Origin of the sequence: Streptomyces sp. NPDC055966 (assembly GCF_042269865.1) — a bacterium.
In the GTDB taxonomy this organism is placed as follows: Bacteria; Actinomycetota; Actinomycetes; order Streptomycetales; family Streptomycetaceae; genus Streptomyces.
On record NZ_JBHJYK010000006.1, the window covers coordinates 414,613 to 431,997 of the forward strand.

A 17,385-nucleotide genomic window follows, 5' to 3' on the forward strand; every position below is an offset into this window, starting at 1 on the left:
AGATGCGGCGGATCGTCGTGATGAGGAGCGTGGTGAGAAGGGGGAGGACCGAGGCGGGGCCGGCGAGCGGCGGCACGGTGCGGTCCCGGGGTTCCGCGGCCCGCCACACGGCGGTGACCAGCGGAGACCGCCCCGGGCCGACGCCGGTGCCGGCCCTCGAACCGTGCTGTTCGCGGTCAGCCCGGCCGCCGTACACTCACCCGGGTGACCGTCACCGCAACCTCCGTGGACCAGCCGGACCAGCTCCAGCCGTCCGCCTCCGGCACGCGCGGCGCCCGGCTGCTGCGCCTGGTCCCGGCCCTCGCCTCCGCGCTCTGCGGAGTGCTGCTCTACGTCAGCTTCCCGCCCCGCCCCCTGTGGTGGCTGGCGCTGCCCGCCTTCGCCGGCTTCGGCTGGGTGCTGCGCGGCCGGAGCTGGAAGGCGGCCCTCGGCCTCGGCTACCTCTTCGGGCTGGGCTTCCTGCTGCCGCTGCTCGTGTGGACCGGTGTGGAGGTCGGCCCCGGTCCCTGGCTGGCCCTGGTCGCCATCGAGGCGGTCTTCATCGCCCTGGTCGGCGTCGGGATCGCCGCCGTCTCCAGGCTGCCCGCCTGGCCGGTGTGGGCCGCGGCCGTGTGGATCGCGGGCGAGGCGGTACGCGCGCGCGCACCGTTCAACGGCTTCCCCTGGGGCAAGATCGCCTTCGGCCAGGCCGACGGCGTCTTCCTGCCGCTGGCCGCGGTGGGCGGCACGCCCGTGCTGGGATTCGGGGTCGTGCTGTGCGGCTTCGGCCTGTACGAGGCCGGGCGGCTGCTCGCCGAGAAGCGCCGGAGCGCGGCCGTACGGCGCGGAGCCGCGGCCGCCGCGCTGCTGAGCGTGGCCGTCCCGGTGGCGGGCGCGGTCGCCGCCCGGGCGCTCGTGAGCGACAAGGCCGAGGACGGCACCCGGACCGTCGCGGTCATCCAGGGCAACGTGCCGCGCTCCGGGCTGGAGTTCAGCGCCCAGCGCCGGGCCGTGCTCGACTACCACGTGCGCGAGACGCTCAGGCTCGCCGCCGATATCAGGGCGGGCAAGGTCGCGAGGCCCGACTACGTGCTGTGGCCGGAGAACTCCTCCGACATCGACCCCTTCGCCAACCCCGACGCGGCCGCCGTCATCGACGAGGCCGCCAAGGCGGTCGGCGTGCCCGTCTCGGTCGGCGCGGTCGTGGAGCGTGACGGCAAGCTGCTCAACGAGCAGGTCCTGTGGGACCCGGCCAAGGGACCGACGCAGACCTACGACAAGCGGCAGATCCAGCCGTTCGGCGAGTACCTCCCGCTGCGCGGGATGGTCGGCGCCATCAACAAGAACTGGACCGGCATGGTCCGCCAGGACTTCAGCCGGGGCAGCAAGCCGGGCGTGTTCGACATGGACGGCGCCAAGGTCGGCCTGGCCACCTGCTACGAGGCCGCCTTCGACTGGGCCGTGCGGGACACCGTCACACACGGCGCGGAGATGATCTCCGTGCCCAGCAACAACGCCACCTTCGACCGCAGCGAGATGACCTACCAGCAACTCGCCATGTCCCGGATCCGCGCCGTCGAGCACAGCCGCACCGTCACCGTGCCGGTGACCAGCGGGGTCAGCGCGATCATCATGCCGGACGGGCGGATCACGCAGAGGACCGGCATGTTCGTGCCCGCCTACCTCGTGCAGAAGGTGCCGCTGCGCACCTCCGAGACCCCCGCGACCGAGCTGGGCATCCTCCCGGAGATCGCCCTCGTGCTGGTCGCCGCGGGCGGCGTCGGCTGGGCGATCGGGTCCGGGCTGCGCGCCCGGCGCACCGGCGGCGCGTGACCGCACGACCGGGGTACGGATCCTGAACCGGCAGGAGAGGGCACGCCGGTCCGGTTAGGGTCGAGGCCATGGCTACTCCTGACTTCATCCGCACGCTCAGGGCCTCGGCCGGCCAGCAGCTGCTCTGGCTTCCCGGGGTCACCGCGATCGTCTTCGACGACGAGGGCAGGGTCCTGCTGGGCCGGCGGACCGACACCCGCAAGTGGTCGGTGATCGGCGGCATCCCGGACCCGGGTGAGCAGCCCGCGGCCTGCGCCGTGCGGGAGGTCTTCGAGGAGACCGCGGTGCACTGTGTCGCCGAGCGGATCGTCCTGGTGCAGGCCCTGGAGCCGGTGACCTATCCCAATGGCGACACCTGCCAGTACATGGACGTCACCATCCGCTGCCGCGCCGTGGGCGGCGAGGCGCGCGTCAACGACGACGAGTCGCTGGAGGTGGGCTGGTTCGCCCCGGACGCGCTGCCCGACCTCAACGAGTTCGGTCTTCTCCGGATCAAGCAGGCCATGTGCGAGGAACCCACATGGTTTGCCCCTACGACTCTTGACTGAAGTGTGGGTGAGAACCACATGTGGTGACGGGTTGGGTGCCGCTTAGGGTCGGCCCATGACCGCCCCCAGCCTCCCGTCCGGTCCGCGCTCCCAGCCGCTCTCCCCGGACCTCGGCGGCCGCACCGCACTCGTCACCGGTGCCGCCGGCGGCATCGGCCGCGCCTGCGTGCTGCGGCTCGCCGCCGCCGGGGCCGAGGTGCGGGCCGTCGACCGCGACGCGGCGGGCCTGGCCGAGCTGGCGGCGGAGGCGGACCGGGCCGCCGGCCTGCCCGGGACCGTCGTACCGCACGCCCTGGACCTCACCGACCTCGACGCCGCCGAACGGGCCGCCGCCGGTACCGATGTGCTGGTCAACAACGCGGGCCTGCAACTGGTGCGCCCCATCGAGGAGTTCCCGCCCGATGTCTTCCACACGGTGCTCACCGTGATGCTGGAGGCGCCCTTCCGGCTCATCCGCGGCGCGCTGCCGCACATGTACGCGCAGGGCTGGGGCCGGATCGTCAACGTGTCCTCCGTCCACGGTCTGCGTGCCTCCGCCTTCAAGTCGGCCTATGTGGCCGCCAAACACGGACTGGAGGGCCTGTCCAAGACGGCCGCGCTGGAAGGCGCGCCCCACGGGGTCACCTCGAACTGCGTGAACCCCGCCTATGTGCGCACCCCCCTGGTCGAGAAGCAGATCGCGGACCAGGCGCGGGCGCACGGCATCCCCGAGGAGCGTGTGCTGTCCGAGATCCTGCTGAAGGACAGCGCCGTCCGGCGGCTCATCGAACCGGAGGAGGTCGCCGAGGCCGTGGCCTATCTGTGCGGCCCCCAGGCGTCCTTCGTCACCGGCACTTCGCTGGTGCTCGACGGCGGGTGGTCGGCCCACTGAGGTGCGGGCCGGGAGCGCCCGGCGAGAGTTGTCCACAGGCTCGGCGGGCCGGGCCGATGATGCGCAATCCTGTGACCATGTCTCGCGATCACCTCCAGTCGGCACCCCGCCACAGCCCCGAGGTCCCCTACCTGGAGCTGCTGGCCCGCGACGCCTCGGTGGAGGCGTACGAGCAGCCGGTGCTGCTCGCCCGCGCCGAGGGCCGGCCGGCAGCGCGGATCGCCGAGCTGGAGCAGGCCAGGGCGCTCGCCCTGCGCGTCCGGGCCGAGCTGGAGGGCCGCCGGCGCCGCGAGGCGGAGCTGTCCGCGCTCTTCGAGACCGCCCACGATCTCGCGGGCCTGCGCGATCTGGACGCCGTCCTCCAGGCGATCGTGCAGCGCGCCCGCTCCCTGCTCGGCACGGACGTCGCCTACCTCACCCTGAACGACCCGGCGCACGGCGACACGTACATGCGCGTGACCGAGGGTTCCGTCTCGGCCCGCTTCCAGCAGCTCCGGCTCGGCCTGGGGGAGGGGCTCGGCGGACTGGTCGCGCAGACCACACGGCCGTACGTCACCGACGACTACTTCGAGGACGCCCGCTTCCAGCACACCCGCACCATCGACGCCGGCGTCCATGACGAGGGCCTGGTCGCCATCCTCGGCGTCCCCCTCGTGCTCGGCCCGCACGTGATCGGCGTCCTCTTCGCCGCCGACCGCCGGGCCCGTGTCTTCGAACGCGAGCAGATCGCCCTGCTGGGCTCCTTCGCCGCGCTCGCCGCCGCCGCCATCGACACCGCCAACCTGCTCACCGAGACCCGCGCGGCGCTGGCAGGCCTGGAGAGCGCCAACGAGATCATCCGGGACCGCAGCGCGGTCATCGAACGCGCCTCGGACGTCCACGACCGGCTCGCCGAACTCGTCCTGCGCGGCGGCGGGGTGCGCGACGTGGCCGCCGCCGTCTCCGAAGTCCTCGACGGCACCGTGGAGTTCACCGAGGCCGGCGCGGCACCGGCCGAGGCGCTGGAGGCCGCGCGGGCCGAGGGCCATGCCGTACGGCACGGCCGGGACTGGATCGCCCCGGTGGCCGCGGGCGACGAAGTCCTCGGCGCGCTGGTCCTGCGCGGACACCCCGGCCTCGACCCCGTCGACCAGCGCACGCTGGAGCGGGCGGCGATGGTCACCTCGCTGCTCCTGCTCGCCCGCCGCTCCGCCGCCGAGGCCGAACAGCGCGTGCGGGGCGAGCTGTTGGACGACCTGCTGGACGCCCGCGACCGGGACCCGCGCCTGCTGCGCGAGCGCGCCGCCCGGCTCCATGCCGACCTGGACGCGACCCATGTCGTCCTCGCCGCCCGTCTCGACGGCCCGGCCGCCGACGCCGACGAGGAGGCCGCGGCCCGCCGCCGCCTGTGGGCGGCAGCCTCCCATCTCGCCGCCACCCGGCAGGGCCTGGCCGCCGCACGCGACGGCGGCACGGTCCTGCTGCTGCCGCTCGGCGCCGGCGACAGCGCCACGGAGGTGGCCCGCCGCACCGCCCGCCACCTGGGCAGGACCGTCCGCCAATCCGTCACGGTCGGCGCCTCCGCCCCCGTCTCGGGTCTCGCCGCCCGGCCCGAGACCGTGGCCGGCGCCTACGCCGAGGGCCGCCGCTGCCTGGACGCGCTGCGTCTGCTGGGCCGGGCCGGGGACGGTGCGGCGGCCGAGGACTTCGGCTTCCTCGGCCTGCTCCTCGCGGGCGAACGGGACGTCGCCGGATTCGTCGAGCGCACCGTGGGCCCCGTCGTGGCGTACGACGAGCGGCGGGGCACCGATCTGCTGCGCACCGTGGACGCGTACTTCTCCTGCGGCATGAGCCCGGCCCGCACCAAGGACGCCCTCCACGTCCACGTCAACACGGTCGCCCAGCGCCTGGAACGCGTGAGCCGGCTCCTCGGCGCGGACTGGCAGACCCCGGCCCGCGCCCTGGAGATCCAACTCGCCCTGCGACTGCACCGGCTGGCCGCCCCGGACAGACGCTGATTCCGGTACGGACGTGTCGTACGGCCGCCCAGGCACGCGGGCTCCGCCCGGTCACGCGCGCGGCGATGATTTCCGCGCTGCCCGGCGGTCGTTATGAGGGAGGAGAGAAAGAAGGAGATCCGTCATGCCGACACAAGACCCCGCGCGGCCCGAGCCAACGGCCTCGCTCGACGCCCGCTACAGTTCCGCCCTTCAGCCCCGGCCCGGTGCCGAGAACGCCACCGCCACCGAGTGGGCCGAGGCCCAGCGGCACCTGGAGGCCGCCGAGATCTTCTGGGTGTCCACGGTGCGCCCCGACGGCCGGCTGCACGTGACCCCCGTGATCGCCGCCTGGCACGACGGGGTGCTGTACTTCGCCACCGGTCCGGGAGAACAGAAGGCGAGGAACCTCGCCCATCACGCCCAGTGCACGCTGACCACCGGCGGAAACTCGCTCACCGAGGGGCTCGACCTCGTGGTCGAGGGCACGGCGGAGCGGGTGGCCGATCCCGCGGTGCTGGAGGAGGTGATCGCGGCGTACGAGGCGAAGTACGGGTCGCACATCACCTCGCCGGAGGGCACCTTCCACGGGATCGGGGACGCGTTCCGCGCAGGGGACGCGGTGGTGTTCGCGGTCGCCCCGGACACGGCGTACGGCTTCGGCCGGGACAACGGGGTCTACACGCACACGCGGTGGGTGTTCTGACGGTCCTTTACAGTAGGCCGATGGTCACCCGTCCCACACTCCAGCTGACCGTCGACTGCGCCGAGCCGGAGCGGCTCGCCGTGTTCTGGGCGGTCGCGCTCGGGTACGAAGTCGAGCCGCCGCCCGCGCCGTTCGCCACCTGGCGTGCGTACTGGCTGGACCAGGGTGTGCCGGAGGAGGAGCTGGGCACGGGCGACTGCGCCGACTCCGTGATCGATCCGCGGGGTGTCGGGCCACGGATCTGGTTCCAGCAGGTGCCCGAGCCGAAGGCAGGCAAGAACCGGCTGCACCTCGATCTGGGGGTGAGCGGCGGGCGGAGCGTCCCGTTCGCCACGCGGAAGGAGCGCGTGCTCGCCGAGGCGCTGCGCCTGGAGAGCGCGGGCGCCGCCCGGCTGCGCGTGCAGGACGCGGAGAGTTCGGGGTCCTTCTCCGTCGTGATGCGGGACCCGGAGGGCAACGAGTTCTGCGTCCACTGACCACGGCCTCATCGACGGCGTGACGGCCCCGGCACGGAGTGCTCCGCACGGAGCTTCGCCGCGCGCTCGCGCGGGTCGTACCCGGGGGCGACGCCCTCCACGAGGACGAGGTCTCCGTCGATGTGGTCGGCCCGCAGCCGCAGGATGTCCTGGTAGGCGGGGGAGTGGTACCAGGCGCGGGCCGCGTCCAGGTCGGGGAACTCGATCAGCACCATGCTGCCCTCCCAGGCCCCCTCGACCACTTCGGCGGGCGGACCGTGGACCACGAACCGGCCGCCGAACGGCGCGAGGGTCTCCTGGATCCGTTCCAAGTACTCCAGGATGTCCGGGTGATGACGGCGGCTTCGAAGGTGCGCGAAACCGTAGGCGGACATGGGCGGCTCCTTCGTCTCCGGCACGTCGGCGCGCCGGACCGAAAGTAGCCGCGAGGGCTTCCGGCCGGCCATTACCCCGGAGGTAAGCGCCCGGCACCGCCCGGAGCCCGCCTCCGCGCCCTGCCGTTGTGGGGCGGGTGTCCGTACCTCTGCGCCGGCGGCCGGTACGGTCTGGGCCGCGTGCGGGTGCGGGAGGCGCGCTGTCGACGGGTTCAGCCGCAGTCGGTGCGGGGGTCGTGCGCGGGACCGGCCGAGAGGTGGCGGAGGACGCCGTCCGGTTCGTACACTCGCCCCCGTGGATCATGAGAAAGTCGCGCACTGGGACGGTGTCACGCGCCGGTCGAGCCTCAAGGACGAGTACGCGGCACTGCGCGACCGGCTCGCCGACGCCGCCCGGGACGGTCACTGGCACAACGTGCTGGCTCTCCTCGGCGAGAACCGCGACTGGGTCAACACCGCGCGACTGGAAGGCCGTAGCGGCTTCACGCCCCTGCACCAGGCCGCCTGGCACGGTGCCTCGGCCGAGACGGTCGAGCGGCTGCTGGAGGCCGGCGCGTGGCGGACCCTGCGCACCGGCGACGGGACGCGCGCCGTGGACGTCGCCGCGCAGCGCGGCCACCACCACATCACCGCCCCGTTGTGCCCGGACATCCGGCACCCGCTGCCCGCCGACGTGACCGGCCGCCTCCAGTACCACCTGCACCGGCTGATCCGGCACCGGGCGGGACTGGAGGGCGGCACCGACCTCGCCACCCAGCAGGGGATGCGGCTGCCGGAGGTGGAGGTGCTGACCGAACTTGCGCACCCGGTGTGCTGGTTCCCCGTGCCCGGCATGTACGGCGGCTTCAAGATCGCCCTGAGCGGCCGCGAGCTGACCGTGGACAGCTGGATCCGCGTCGTCGGGGGGTCCGAGCGGACGGACGTCGTCACGATCGACGGGGTGAACATCCAGGAGGGCGGGCAGCTGTAGCGGGCCAGGCGCAGGTCAGGGGCGGCCCGCCGGGGCGGCACGAGCGCGGACGGCCTATGGCGAGCGAGGCTTACGGCGCCCGCGGCTTACGAGGCGGTCACGCGGCGGCTCGCGACGAGCCCGGCTCACGACGGGGGCGGTCCGTCGGCCGGGGCCGGGGGCAGCGCGAGGTGGGCCAGGTCGCCCGGCGGGGGAGTGCTGACCGGCCACAGCGGAGCCGCCTCGCCGTCGGCCAGCGCGGCCGGGGCGTCGGTGAGGTTCATGCGCTCGCGCAACCGGCCGTAGAAGTCCATCGGGCCCAGCCGGACGGCCTTGAGCCGGTGGGGAGCGGCGTACACGCCGATCCAGTCCCCGGGGCTCAGCACCCCGCGCAACTGGCCGTCGATGCTCACGGCGGCCTGGCCCGAACGCTCCAGCACCCGCAGCCCGATGGGCTCGTCGGGGGCGGCCACGACCGAGCGGTTGAACACCATGTGCGGGGCGACCGGCGTGAAGACGAGCCCGTCGGCGCGCGGCGAGACCACCGGACCGCCCGCGGCGAAGCTGTACGCCGTCGACCCCGTGGGCGTGGCCACCAGCAGCGCGTCGGCGGAGTACGAGGCGAGCAGCCGGCCCGCCAGGTAGACCCCGACCGACACCTGGCGGTCCCGGGTCAGCCGCTCCACGACGACGTCGTTCAGCGCCGTGACGTTCAGGGCCACGCCCCACTCGTTCCCGGTCTCGCACTCCGGGCGCACCCGGGGCGGCGGCAGCATCGGCCCGCGCCCGTACCGCATCAGCGCCTCCATCTGCGCCGGCACCTCCAGCCGGCACGACGCGCGCATCGTCAGCAGCATCCGGCGCTCGACCGTGATCCGCCCGTCCCGTACGGCGTCCAGTGCCACGCGCACCGCGGAGACCGGAACCTCCGTCAGAAAGCCGACCCGGCCGAGGTCGACGCCGAGGACCAGGGCGTCGTGCTCGGCGGCCAGCCGGGCACCGCGCAGAAACGTGCCGTCGCCGCCGAGGGTGACGATCAGGTCCGGATCGCCCGCGGCCTCGACCTCCTCCAGCGCGCTGTGCCGCGCGCCCTCCTGCCACACGTCGATGTCCGCGCAGCCCACCGCGTGCTCGGCGCACCACTCGCGCACGGCCCGTGCGGCGACCACCGCCTCGGGGCGTCCGCCGTGCACCACCAGGCCGACACGGTTCACCGTCATACCCGCCTCCGCCTTTCCGCCAGCTGCTCCCGGGCCCGTCACCGAGCGCCATCCTCGCCGCGCACCCCGGCGGCGCGGCACACGCCACGCCGCCGGTTGCCGCGACCGGACGCGCCAGGCCGCGGGCCACGGCCGAGAGCCCCGCCGGTGGCGGTCGGAGGATGCGCCGGTGCCGGCGGAGGTGCTCGCAGGTGTGTCAGCCGAGGTTGTCGGGGGTGCCGGGAGTACCGGGGGTACGGGGGACGCCGCCGGGGTCCGCCGGGCGCGCGCCCGGCGTATGGCCGAAGGCGCGCCGGAAGACGTCGATGAACGCGCTGGCCGAGGACCAGCCGCAGCGGTGCGCCACCGCCGTCACCGGGGTCTGCTCGGCCAGCAGCACCAACGCCCGGTGCAGCCGCGCCTGGGTGCGCCACTGCGGAAACGTCATGCCCAGCTCGCCGCGGAACAGCCGCGACAGCGTACGGTCGCTCGCGCCGACCTCCCGGCCCAGCTCGGCGAGGGTACGGCCGTCCGCCGGATCGGCGAGCAGGATGCCGCACAGCGCGCGCAGCAGCGGCGACGACGGCGCCGGCAGGTGCAGGGGCTGCTGGGGCGAGGCGCGCAACTGGTCCAGCAGCACCGCGCGCAGCCGCGCCCGCTCGGGACTGCCGTCGTCCGGGGTACGGGTATGCGCGATGATCAGCTCGCGCAGCAGCGGGGACACGGCGAGCACGGTCGGGGTGTCCAGACCCAGCGGGTTCTCGGTCGAGGGCAGCCCCATCAGGTGCAACTCCAGCTCCCCGTACGCCTCGTGGGCGTGCACCGTGCCGGCCGGCACCCACAGGGCACGGGTGGCCGGGGCGACCCAGGAACCGGCGTCGGTGGTGACGGCCACGACGCCCCGGCCCGCGTAGACGATCTGGTGGTCGTCGTGCCGGTGGGCGTCGATCCCCGTACGGGACGCCAGCAACCGGGTGCGCGTCGGAGCGATCGGTTCATGGCGGATTTCTGTCATTATCGGGCAGTTTATCGAAAGCGCGACAGTATCACCCGGTCGCAGCATGACGAGGTGCGAAAGAACGCCTCGATCACCCTGCTGTCCGTGGGGCACGCCTGCGTCGACGTCTACCAGGGCGCCGTCGCGGCCCTGATCCCCTTCCTCGTCGCCGGGCGCGGCTACGGCTACGCCGCCGCCTCCGGTGTCGTACTGGCCGCCTCTCTGCTGTCCTCGGTGGCGCAACCGCTGTTCGGCGCCCTCACCGATCGCCGCGCGGTCCCCTGGCTGCTCCCCGTCAGCACACTCCTCGCCGGCCTCGGCATCTCTTCTTCCGGCCTCGACGGCGGCTACGGCCCGACCCTCGTGTGCATGGCGGTGACCGGGATCGGCGTGGCCGCCTACCACCCCGAGTCGGCCCGCGTCGCCCGGCTCGCGAGCGGGGGCTCGCACCGTGCCATGGGCTGGTTCTCGCTGGGCGGCAACGTGGGCTTCGCCCTCGCCCCGCTGCTGGTCGCGGCCGTCGTGGGCACGGGCGGGCTGCGCCGGACCCCGGCACTGGCACTGCCCGCGCTCGCGGGGACCGCGCTCTGCCTGGCCGTCCTGCGCACCCCCGGACGCCGCCCACCGGCCTGCTCCGCCGGTATGGCCGCGCGGACCGGACCCGACGACAGGGCGTCGTTCGTCCGGCTGTCGCTGGCGGTGGTGTGCCGCTCGATCGCCTTCATCGGCCTGAGCACCTTCCTGTCCCTGTACGCCGAGCAACGCCTGGGCGGCGGAGCGGGCGCGGGTACCGCCGCGCTGTGTGTGCTCTACGCCGGCGGCGCGATCGGCTCCGTGCTCGGCGGCGCGCTGGCCGAGCGGTGGGACCGGGTCACCGTGTGCCGGTGGTCGTACCTGGTGTCGGCCCTGGCGGTCGCGGGCGTCGTGTTCGTCCCCGGCCCGGCCCTGTACGCGTGCGTGGCGCTGACCTCCGCCGGCCTCTACGTGCCGTTCTCCCTCCAGGTCACCCTCGGCCAGGACTATCTGCCCTCACGGGTCGGCACGGCAGGCGGCATCACGCTCGGCCTGGCGGTGAGCGTCGGCGGGCTGGTGAGCCCGCTCATCGGCCGGCTCGCCGACGCCACGTCCCTGCGCACCGCCCTCGCCCCGCTCATCCTGATGCCCGTACTGAGCTGGCTGCTCGCCCGCACCCTGCCGGAACCCCCGACCCCACGGCCGGAACCCCCGACCCCAGGGCCGGAACCCGCGGCCTCGCGGCCGGAACCCGCCGTCCCAGGGCCGGGAACTGTTGGCCGACGGCCCGAACCTGCCGCCCTGCGGCCGGAGTCCGGCGCGATGCGGCCGGGAGCTGTTGCCCCGCTGCCGGGAGCCGCCGCCGCACGGCGTGAACCCGCTTCCCGACGGCCCGAACCTGCCTCCCCGCGGCCGGAGTCCGGCGCGACGCTGCCGGGAGCCGTTGCCCCGCTGCCGGGAGCCGCCGCCGCACGGCGTGAACCCGCCGCCCGACGGCCCGAGCCCGCCTTCCCACGGCCGGAGTCCGACGCGACGCGCCCGGTCCCGCCCCGCAGTGCCGACGTGCGCCAACTCGATTGACGCTCCCGGGGTGCCCGCCTAGCGTGATCGCGACACGCCCGGACGGGCAGGACAGGGGGCCCGGTGTGACGACGTACCCGCAGGACCCGGTCGACGGCAGACCCGCCGGCCGCCCGATCCAACTGGAGACACACGGCCTCGACGTGATCGGGGACGCGGAGCGCAAGGGCACGCCGCGCACGCTGTTCTGGCCCTGGTTCGGCGCGAACGTCTCGGTCCTAGGGCTGAGTTACGGCGCGTTCGCGCTCGGCTTCGGCATCTCCTTCTGGCAGGCCCTCGCCGCAGGCGTGCTCGGCATCGTCGTCTCGTTCCTGCTGTGCGGGTTCATCGCGGTCGCCGGAAAGCGGGGCTCGGCACCGACGATGGTGCTCAGCCGGGCCGCGTACGGAGTGCGCGGCAACCGGCTGCCGTCCCTGATCTCCTGGATGCTCACCGTCGGTTGGGAGACGGTACTCACGGCGCTCGCCACGCTCGCCACCGCGACGGTCTTCGGCCGCCTCGGCTGGGGCGGCGGCACCGGGACCAAGGTGCTCGCCCTCGTCGTCGTGGCCGCGCTGACCGTCGTCGGCGGAGTCATGGGCTTCGACGTCATCATGCGGCTGCAGACGGCGATCACCGTGATCACGGGCGTCCTCACCGTCGTCTACGTCGCCCTCGTTGCCGGCCACATCCACTGGGCCGCCGTCAGCGCCGTCCCGGCCGGCTCCCCGCAGGAGTTCATCGGCGCGCTCGTGTTCATGATGACCGGCTTCGGCCTCGGCTGGGTCAACGCCGCCGCAGACTACTCCCGCTATCTGCCCCGCAGTTCGGCCGGCCGGGCGGTGATCGGCTGGACCACCTTCGGCGCCTGTGTCGCCCCGCTGCTCCTGCTCGTCTTCGGGCTGCTGCTGGCCGGTTCCTCGCAGTCGCTGAGCAAGGCGGTCGCGGCCGACCCGATCGGCGCGCTCACGACCATCCTGCCGACCTGGTTCCTGGTGCCGTTCGCCGTCGTCGCCGTCCTCGGTCTGGTCGGCGGCGCCGTCCTCGACATCTACTCCTCCGGCCTCGCCCTGCTCTCCGCCGGTCTGCCGGTGCCCCGCTACCTGGCCGCGCTCCTCGACGGTGCCCTGATGATCGCCGGCTCCGTCTACATCGTGTTCTTCGCTGACGACTTCCTCGCCCCGTTCACGGGATTCCTCACCACGCTCGGCGTCCCCATCGCCGCCTGGTGCGGCATCATGCTGGCCGACCTCGCCCTGCGCCGCCGCGACTACGACGACGGCGACCTCTACCGCCCGCACGGCCGCTACGGCGACATCCCCCCGGCACCCCTGCTGCTCACCCTCGCCGCCACGGCCCTCGGCTGGGGCCTGGTCACCAACACCTCCGCGAGCTGGCTCAGTTGGCAGGGCTATCTGCTCGGGCCGCTCGGTCTCGGCGGCAAGTCCGGCGCCTGGGCGTCCGCCAACCTCGGTGTCCTCGCCGCCCTCGCGCTCGCCTTCCTCGGCACGCTGCTCCTCGGCCGCCGCCGGGTGCGCGCCCAGGAGGACGGGGCACCGCCGCCCGGCGAAGGGATGCTCCCCGCATGAGCGCCGGCCACCTCGCCGTCATCGACATGCAGCACGTCTTCGCCGACCCGGCGAGCCCCTGGGCCGCACCCCGGTACGCGGACGCGGCGGCAGGCGTACGCAGCCTGCTGCCCGCCTTCACCGGCCGCGTGACCTTCACCCGCTTCGTGGCCCCCGAGCACCCGACCGGCGCCTGGCGCGCCTACTACGAGCGATGGCCCTTCGCCCGCAGGCCTCCGGACGCCGAACTCTGGGACTTGGACGCAGAGTTCACCGACGAGGCTCAGCACGTCCTGGACGCCACCACCTTCGGCAAGTGGACCCCGCAGCTCGCCGCCCGTCTCGCCCCCGGCGACCGTCTGGTCCTGGCCGGCGTCAGCACCGACTGCTGTGTCCTGTCCACCGCCCTGGCCGCCGCCGACGCCGGCACCGAGGTGCTGGTGGTCGCCGACGCCTGCGCGGGCGCGGACGACGACTCCCACCTCAAGGCCCTCCAGCTGATGGACCTGTACCGGCCGCTGGTCCGGGTCACCACCGTCGCCGGCCTGCTCGCCGGGCCCGGCTGACGACCGCGCGGCCGACGGCGTCAGGTCCGCCCGGTACCTCGGTACAGATCGAGTTCCCCGTCGAGTTCCACGGCGAGCACGGTCGCGTACTCGTCCACGTCCATGGCAGCCGGCGCGTCGATCCAGGTCACGCCCGGTACGTCGTGCAGCCCGCCGGTGACCCGGTGGCCCAGACCGGCGTCCGTCCCCAGCACCCGCACCCGGCGCACCCGGTTGCGCAGCCCGCGCACGGACACCGTCTCGCGCGGGGTGTCGAAGCACACGAGGTACAGCGTCCGCCGGTCGGCCGACAGCGTGCTCGGGCCGTAGTGGTGGCCCGGCGGCAGCCCCGCGACCGTGCCGTACACGGCCTCGCCGTGCCGGCCGATCCACGCCCCGAGCCCCGTGAGCCGGTCCGCCTGTTCCGCCGGGATCGTGCCGTCCTCGCGCGGGCCCACGTCGAGCAGCAGGTTGCCGCCCGCGGCGATCGTCTCCGTGAAGTAACGCACCAGCTGGCGCACCGACTTGTGGTTGTGGTCCCGGTGCTGGAAGCCCCAGGAGTCGTTGACCGTGAGGCACAACTCCCAGGGCCCGTCGGGCGCCTGGAGCGGCACGCCCTGCTCCGGGGTGGCGTAGTCGCCGTGGCTCAGCATGCGCGCGTTGAGCACGGTGTCCGGGTTCCCGGCCAGGATCCGCGCGGCCAGGGCGTCCAGCCCCCACTGCTCCTCGGTGCGCTCCCACTCGCCGTCGAACCACAGCAGGTCCGGCCGGAACCGGTCCACCAGCTCCCCGACCTGCCCGTCCCGGTAGGTGAGGTACCGCGACCAGGCCGCCGGATCCTCCGCACCGGGCCGGGCGTGCGCGAGGGGGTTCGGGGGATCCTCGTCCGGGGCGGGGTGCCGGGTGCTCGCGTAGTCGGGGTGGTTCCAGTCCGAATGGGAGTAGTACAGGCCCACTTTGAGGCCGCGATCCCGCAGCGCGTCCGCGTACCCGGCGATCAGGTCGCGCCCCGCCGGGGTGCGGCGGACCACGTCCAGCCCGCCGTACGCGCTGTCCCACAGGGCCACCCCGTCGTGATGACGCGCGGTGAGCACGGCGTACCGGGCCCCGGCGCGGGCGAAAAGCTCCGCCCACGCGCGCGGGTCGTAACGGGACGCCGTGAAACCGTCCAGCTGCCTCATGTACTGCTCGTGGGAGACCTGGCCGGTGTAGAAGGACCAGGACTCCGGCACTCCGTCCACCGCGTAGACGCCCCAGTGGACGAAGATGCCCAGCTTGGCCTCGCGGAACCAGGGTCGCATCGGCATGAGGACACGCTAGGGCGCGCGCCCGCGTGCTCACCAGACCTCCCCGCGATCCCCACGCATGCCCCCGGGCCCAGCGGGTACGCGACCGGGAGCACCCGGGCACGGACCCGCCCGGGAGGCCGCATCACCGCAGCTACCTGGGGATCTGCCATGGAGACATCCGCCGCACACGACCACCGGCCGACACCGGCCCAGCAGGCGCTGGACGCGCTGGCCGTGAACGCCGAGGACCAGGCCGCCCTGGACACCCTCGCGCACAGCGACGTGCTCGTCCCGGTGCCGGACGACGCGCCCGACGAGGAGGGAGCCGAAACCTCCTCGCTGGCCCTGCCCGTCCTGGAACAGCCCGGAGGCGAACCGGTCGTTCCCGTGTTCACCACGGAGGGCGAGCTGGGCCGGCTGCTGCCGTTCATCTCGCGCTACCGCCTCGTCCCGCTCGGCGCCCTCGCCGCACAGTGGCCCGACGAGGACCTGGCCCTGGCCATAGACGGCAACTCGGCCCACGCCCTGACGCTCACGTCACAGGGGGTACGGACACTGCTGGCCCGCTGAAACACGCCCTCACCCCCCTTGGGCGACCGAACGGCCGGAACTGCTCCCCGCGCCGGGGTGGCCCCTCTCCTCGCGAGGGGAAGATCCCAGCGGGAGAAAGGCCGGTCGAACGCGGAGGGGTAATCGTGAGGGTCGTCCTGCTGGGCACCGCCGCCGGGGGCGGCTTCCCGCAGTGGAACTGCGCCTGCGCGCTGTGCGCGGCCGCCCGGGACGGCAGGCTGCCCTCCCGCACCCAGGAGTGCGCCGCCGTCAGCGGCAACGGCCGCGACTGGTGGCTGCTGAACGCCTCGCCCGATCTGCGCACCCAGCTCACCGCCACACCGGCACTGTGGCCCGGCCCCGGCCCCCGGGACACCCCGCTGCGCGGGGTCCTGCTCACCGACGCCGAGGCCGACCACGTCACCGGACTCGGCGAGCTGCGGGGAGCGGCGGGCCTGAAGGTCTACGCGGCTCCGCCGGTCCGCTCGGCGCTCGCCCCCGTCCGCACCGCCCTGGAGCGCTACGCCCCCTGGGAATGGGCGGACACCCTGGCCGACGGCGGATTCGTGCTGGCCGGCGGGCTGGTGGTCACGGCCCGTACGGTGGGCGCGAAGATCCCGAAGTACATTCCGGTGCAGGCGCCGCAGCCGGCCGGCCCGTGGGTGACGGCGTACCGCGTCGAGGACCTGGCCAGCGGGGGAGTGCTGGTGTACGCGCCCTGCGTGGGCGCCTGGAGCGCGGAGCTGGACGAGCTGTGCGCCGAGGCCGACTGTGTGCTGGTCGACGGCACCTTTTACGCGGCCGACGAGATGGGGACGGCGGTACGGTCCGGCGCCGGGCAGGCGGCCATGGGGCATCTGCCGGTCACCGGCCCGGACGGCACCCTCGCCGCCCTCGCCCGGCATCCCGGGGCGCGCCGGGTCTACACCCATCTCAACAACACGAACCCGCTGCTCGACCCGGCGTCACCGGCACGCGCGCGTGCCGCCGAGCACGGGGTCGAGGTGCTGGACGACGGGGCCGAACTGCTGCTCTAGGGCTGTGGAGCCGATGCTCTGACGTCCTGCTCGGCGAGCATGCGCTCCAGCACCGCCCGCTGGAGCGGCAGCACCGCCGTGTGCAGGGCGCGGCCCTTGGGGGTGAGCGCCACCCACACCCCACGCCGGTCCTCCGCGCACACCGAGCGCTCGACCAGCCCGTCCTTCTCCAGCCGGCCGATCAGCCGGGACAGCGCGCTCTGGCTCAGGTGCACCCGGCCGACCAGATTCTGCACCCGGCACTGCTCGCCCGGCGCGGGCGACTCGGTCGCCAGGATGTCGAGCACCTCGAAATCGCTGGCGCCCAGTCCGTGCGGGTGCAGCGCCCGGTCTATCTCGCACATCGTGCGCGCGTGCACCGCGAGGATGTCCCGCCACCGTTCCTCAAGCCGGGCGTCCGCCGTCTTGACTGCCATACCCGCACCGTAGCACCGATCCAGCCAATCGTTGAGTGTGCAACTAGTTCGGGGTGCGGGCGGTGACCGGGGCTCGCGGGGCGGGTCTCAGGCAGCCGGGTCTCAGGCGGCCGGGTCCTGGAGGAGGCCGATCAGGTTGCCGTCGGGGTCCTTCACGGAGGCGATCAGCCGGCCGTTGCCCACGTCCCGCACGTCCTGGAGCACCTCGGCACCCGCCTCCACCAGCGCCGCGAGCCGCTCGCGCAGGTCGGTCACGTGCCAGAACGGCACCGGGCCGGTCAGGCCCTGCGCGTGACCGTTCGGGTCGAGCCCGACGTCCTGCCCGGCGGCCTTGAAACCGATGTAGTACGGCTCGTCGGCATACGGCTGGACGCCCAGCAGGGCGGTGAACAGCGCCTTGGCGGCCTTCGCGTCCTTGACGGGGTAGATGATCGTCTGCACGCCTGTGGTCATGGCACTCACTCCTTCGCGATGCGCGGGCCGGCGGGTCGTCCCGCCGGT

At 73.9% G+C, this 17,385-nt stretch carries 17 protein-coding genes and 1 pseudogene; 12 read left to right on the forward strand and 6 right to left on the reverse strand.

From position 1 onward, the window contains the following. Positions 1-204: 204 nt before the first annotated feature. From lnt to ACFC8N_RS16290, 6 genes are all read left to right on the forward strand, one after another. Positions 205-1,812, forward strand: a complete 1,608-nt coding sequence (gene lnt, locus ACFC8N_RS16265; RefSeq protein ID WP_376288491.1) for an apolipoprotein N-acyltransferase — start codon at positions 205-207, stop codon at positions 1,810-1,812. A gap of 68 nt (positions 1,813-1,880) precedes the next feature. After that, the gene (locus ACFC8N_RS16270; protein WP_356023588.1) at positions 1,881-2,360 is read left to right on the forward strand and encodes an NUDIX domain-containing protein; all 480 of its coding nucleotides are present in this window, start codon (positions 1,881-1,883) and stop codon (positions 2,358-2,360) included. A gap of 55 nt (positions 2,361-2,415) precedes the next feature. Then, positions 2,416-3,231 (forward strand): 3-hydroxybutyrate dehydrogenase, encoded by an 816-nt coding sequence (locus ACFC8N_RS16275; RefSeq protein WP_376288492.1) that lies wholly within the window; start codon positions 2,416-2,418, stop codon positions 3,229-3,231. A gap of 77 nt (positions 3,232-3,308) precedes the next feature. Next, complete coding sequence (locus ACFC8N_RS16280) at positions 3,309-5,228, forward strand: GAF domain-containing protein (RefSeq protein ID WP_356023590.1); 1,920 nt, start codon at positions 3,309-3,311, stop codon at positions 5,226-5,228. Between the two features lie 124 nt (positions 5,229-5,352). Beyond that, a complete protein-coding gene (locus ACFC8N_RS16285) occupies positions 5,353-5,913 on the forward strand; it encodes a pyridoxamine 5'-phosphate oxidase family protein (protein ID WP_356023592.1) in 561 nt (186 codons plus the stop codon). A gap of 20 nt (positions 5,914-5,933) precedes the next feature. After that, on the forward strand, positions 5,934-6,389 hold the full coding sequence (locus ACFC8N_RS16290; RefSeq protein ID WP_356023594.1) for a VOC family protein: 456 nt from the start codon (positions 5,934-5,936) through the stop codon (positions 6,387-6,389). A gap of 8 nt (positions 6,390-6,397) precedes the next feature. Here the strand turns inward: ACFC8N_RS16290 and ACFC8N_RS16295 are convergent, their stop codons facing one another. Continuing rightward, complete coding sequence (locus ACFC8N_RS16295; protein WP_362820134.1) at positions 6,398-6,763, reverse strand: DUF1330 domain-containing protein; 366 nt, start codon at positions 6,761-6,763, stop codon at positions 6,398-6,400. Between the two features lie 295 nt (positions 6,764-7,058). On the opposite strand from ACFC8N_RS16295, the gene ACFC8N_RS16300 reads away from it, so the two are divergent. Continuing rightward, positions 7,059-7,733 carry an ankyrin repeat domain-containing protein gene (locus tag ACFC8N_RS16300; protein WP_356023598.1) on the forward strand — a complete coding sequence of 225 codons (675 nt, stop codon included), beginning with the start codon at positions 7,059-7,061 and terminating at the stop codon, positions 7,731-7,733. 125 nt (positions 7,734-7,858) lie between these two features. Here the strand turns inward: ACFC8N_RS16300 and ACFC8N_RS16305 are convergent, their stop codons facing one another. Both ACFC8N_RS16305 and ACFC8N_RS16310 read right to left on the reverse strand, forming a co-directional pair. Beyond that, a complete protein-coding gene (locus ACFC8N_RS16305; RefSeq protein WP_376288493.1) occupies positions 7,859-8,932 on the reverse strand; it encodes an NAD(+)/NADH kinase in 1,074 nt (357 codons plus the stop codon). A 196-nt stretch (positions 8,933-9,128) separates the two neighbouring features. Continuing rightward, a complete protein-coding gene (locus ACFC8N_RS16310) occupies positions 9,129-9,926 on the reverse strand; it encodes a helix-turn-helix transcriptional regulator (RefSeq protein WP_376288494.1) in 798 nt (265 codons plus the stop codon). Positions 9,927-9,980: 54 nt separating this feature from the next. On the opposite strand from ACFC8N_RS16310, the pseudogene ACFC8N_RS16315 reads away from it, so the two are divergent. The 3 genes and pseudogenes from ACFC8N_RS16315 to ACFC8N_RS16325 all read left to right on the forward strand — a co-directional run. Next, positions 9,981-11,159, forward strand: a pseudogene (locus ACFC8N_RS16315) (MFS transporter); the annotation flags it as partial. Between the two features lie 407 nt (positions 11,160-11,566). Next, positions 11,567-13,069 carry a purine-cytosine permease family protein gene (locus ACFC8N_RS16320; protein WP_376288513.1) on the forward strand — a complete coding sequence of 501 codons (1,503 nt, stop codon included), beginning with the start codon at positions 11,567-11,569 and terminating at the stop codon, positions 13,067-13,069. Then, positions 13,066-13,614 (forward strand): isochorismatase family protein, encoded by a 549-nt coding sequence (locus ACFC8N_RS16325; RefSeq protein WP_356023604.1) that lies wholly within the window; start codon positions 13,066-13,068, stop codon positions 13,612-13,614. Before ACFC8N_RS16320 ends, ACFC8N_RS16325 begins: the two co-directional genes overlap by 4 nt. A 20-nt stretch (positions 13,615-13,634) precedes the next feature. Here the strand turns inward: ACFC8N_RS16325 and ACFC8N_RS16330 are convergent, their stop codons facing one another. Further along, a complete protein-coding gene (locus ACFC8N_RS16330; RefSeq protein ID WP_376288495.1) occupies positions 13,635-14,900 on the reverse strand; it encodes an alpha-L-fucosidase in 1,266 nt (421 codons plus the stop codon). Positions 14,901-15,050: 150 nt separating this feature from the next. Here ACFC8N_RS16330 and ACFC8N_RS16335 point away from each other — a divergent pair, with 150 nt between their 5' ends. Both ACFC8N_RS16335 and pqqB read left to right on the forward strand, forming a co-directional pair. After that, on the forward strand, positions 15,051-15,452 hold the full coding sequence (locus ACFC8N_RS16335) for an SseB family protein (protein WP_356023606.1): 402 nt from the start codon (positions 15,051-15,053) through the stop codon (positions 15,450-15,452). A gap of 125 nt (positions 15,453-15,577) precedes the next feature. Further along, positions 15,578-16,468, forward strand: coding sequence for a pyrroloquinoline quinone biosynthesis protein PqqB (pqqB, locus tag ACFC8N_RS16340; RefSeq protein WP_376288496.1), 891 nt, complete (start codon positions 15,578-15,580; stop codon positions 16,466-16,468). Here the strand turns inward: pqqB and ACFC8N_RS16345 are convergent. Both ACFC8N_RS16345 and ACFC8N_RS16350 read right to left on the reverse strand, forming a co-directional pair. Next, positions 16,465-16,884, reverse strand: a complete 420-nt coding sequence (locus ACFC8N_RS16345) for a MarR family transcriptional regulator (protein WP_356023610.1) — start codon at positions 16,882-16,884, stop codon at positions 16,465-16,467. The two genes, pqqB and ACFC8N_RS16345, sit on opposite strands and share 4 nt — an antisense overlap. Positions 16,885-16,986: 102 nt before the next feature. Next, positions 16,987-17,337 (reverse strand): VOC family protein, encoded by a 351-nt coding sequence (locus ACFC8N_RS16350; protein WP_376288497.1) that lies wholly within the window; start codon positions 17,335-17,337, stop codon positions 16,987-16,989. Between the last annotated feature and the right edge of the window lie 48 nt (positions 17,338-17,385).

Coding starts and splice junctions, on each gene's coding strand:
- ACFC8N_RS16270 (WP_356023588.1), top strand. CDS start 1,881: ATGGCTACTCCTGACTTCATCCGCACGCTCAGGGCCTCGGCCGGCCAG.
- ACFC8N_RS16275 (WP_376288492.1), top strand. CDS start 2,416: ATGACCGCCCCCAGCCTCCCGTCCGGTCCGCGCTCCCAGCCGCTCTCC.
- ACFC8N_RS16280 (WP_356023590.1), top strand. CDS start 3,309: ATGTCTCGCGATCACCTCCAGTCGGCACCCCGCCACAGCCCCGAGGTC.
- ACFC8N_RS16285 (WP_356023592.1), top strand. CDS start 5,353: ATGCCGACACAAGACCCCGCGCGGCCCGAGCCAACGGCCTCGCTCGAC.
- ACFC8N_RS16290 (WP_356023594.1), top strand. CDS start 5,934: ATGGTCACCCGTCCCACACTCCAGCTGACCGTCGACTGCGCCGAGCCG.
- ACFC8N_RS16295 (WP_362820134.1), bottom strand. CDS start 6,763: ATGTCCGCCTACGGTTTCGCGCACCTTCGAAGCCGCCGTCATCACCCG.
- ACFC8N_RS16305 (WP_376288493.1), bottom strand. CDS start 8,932: ATGACGGTGAACCGTGTCGGCCTGGTGGTGCACGGCGGACGCCCCGAG.
- ACFC8N_RS16310 (WP_376288494.1), bottom strand. CDS start 9,926: ATGACAGAAATCCGCCATGAACCGATCGCTCCGACGCGCACCCGGTTG.
- ACFC8N_RS16325 (WP_356023604.1), top strand. CDS start 13,066: ATGAGCGCCGGCCACCTCGCCGTCATCGACATGCAGCACGTCTTCGCC.
- ACFC8N_RS16330 (WP_376288495.1), bottom strand. CDS start 14,900: ATGCCGATGCGACCCTGGTTCCGCGAGGCCAAGCTGGGCATCTTCGTC.
- ACFC8N_RS16335 (WP_356023606.1), top strand. CDS start 15,051: ATGGAGACATCCGCCGCACACGACCACCGGCCGACACCGGCCCAGCAG.
- ACFC8N_RS16345 (WP_356023610.1), bottom strand. CDS start 16,884: ATGGCAGTCAAGACGGCGGACGCCCGGCTTGAGGAACGGTGGCGGGAC.
- ACFC8N_RS16350 (WP_376288497.1), bottom strand. CDS start 17,337: ATGACCACAGGCGTGCAGACGATCATCTACCCCGTCAAGGACGCGAAG.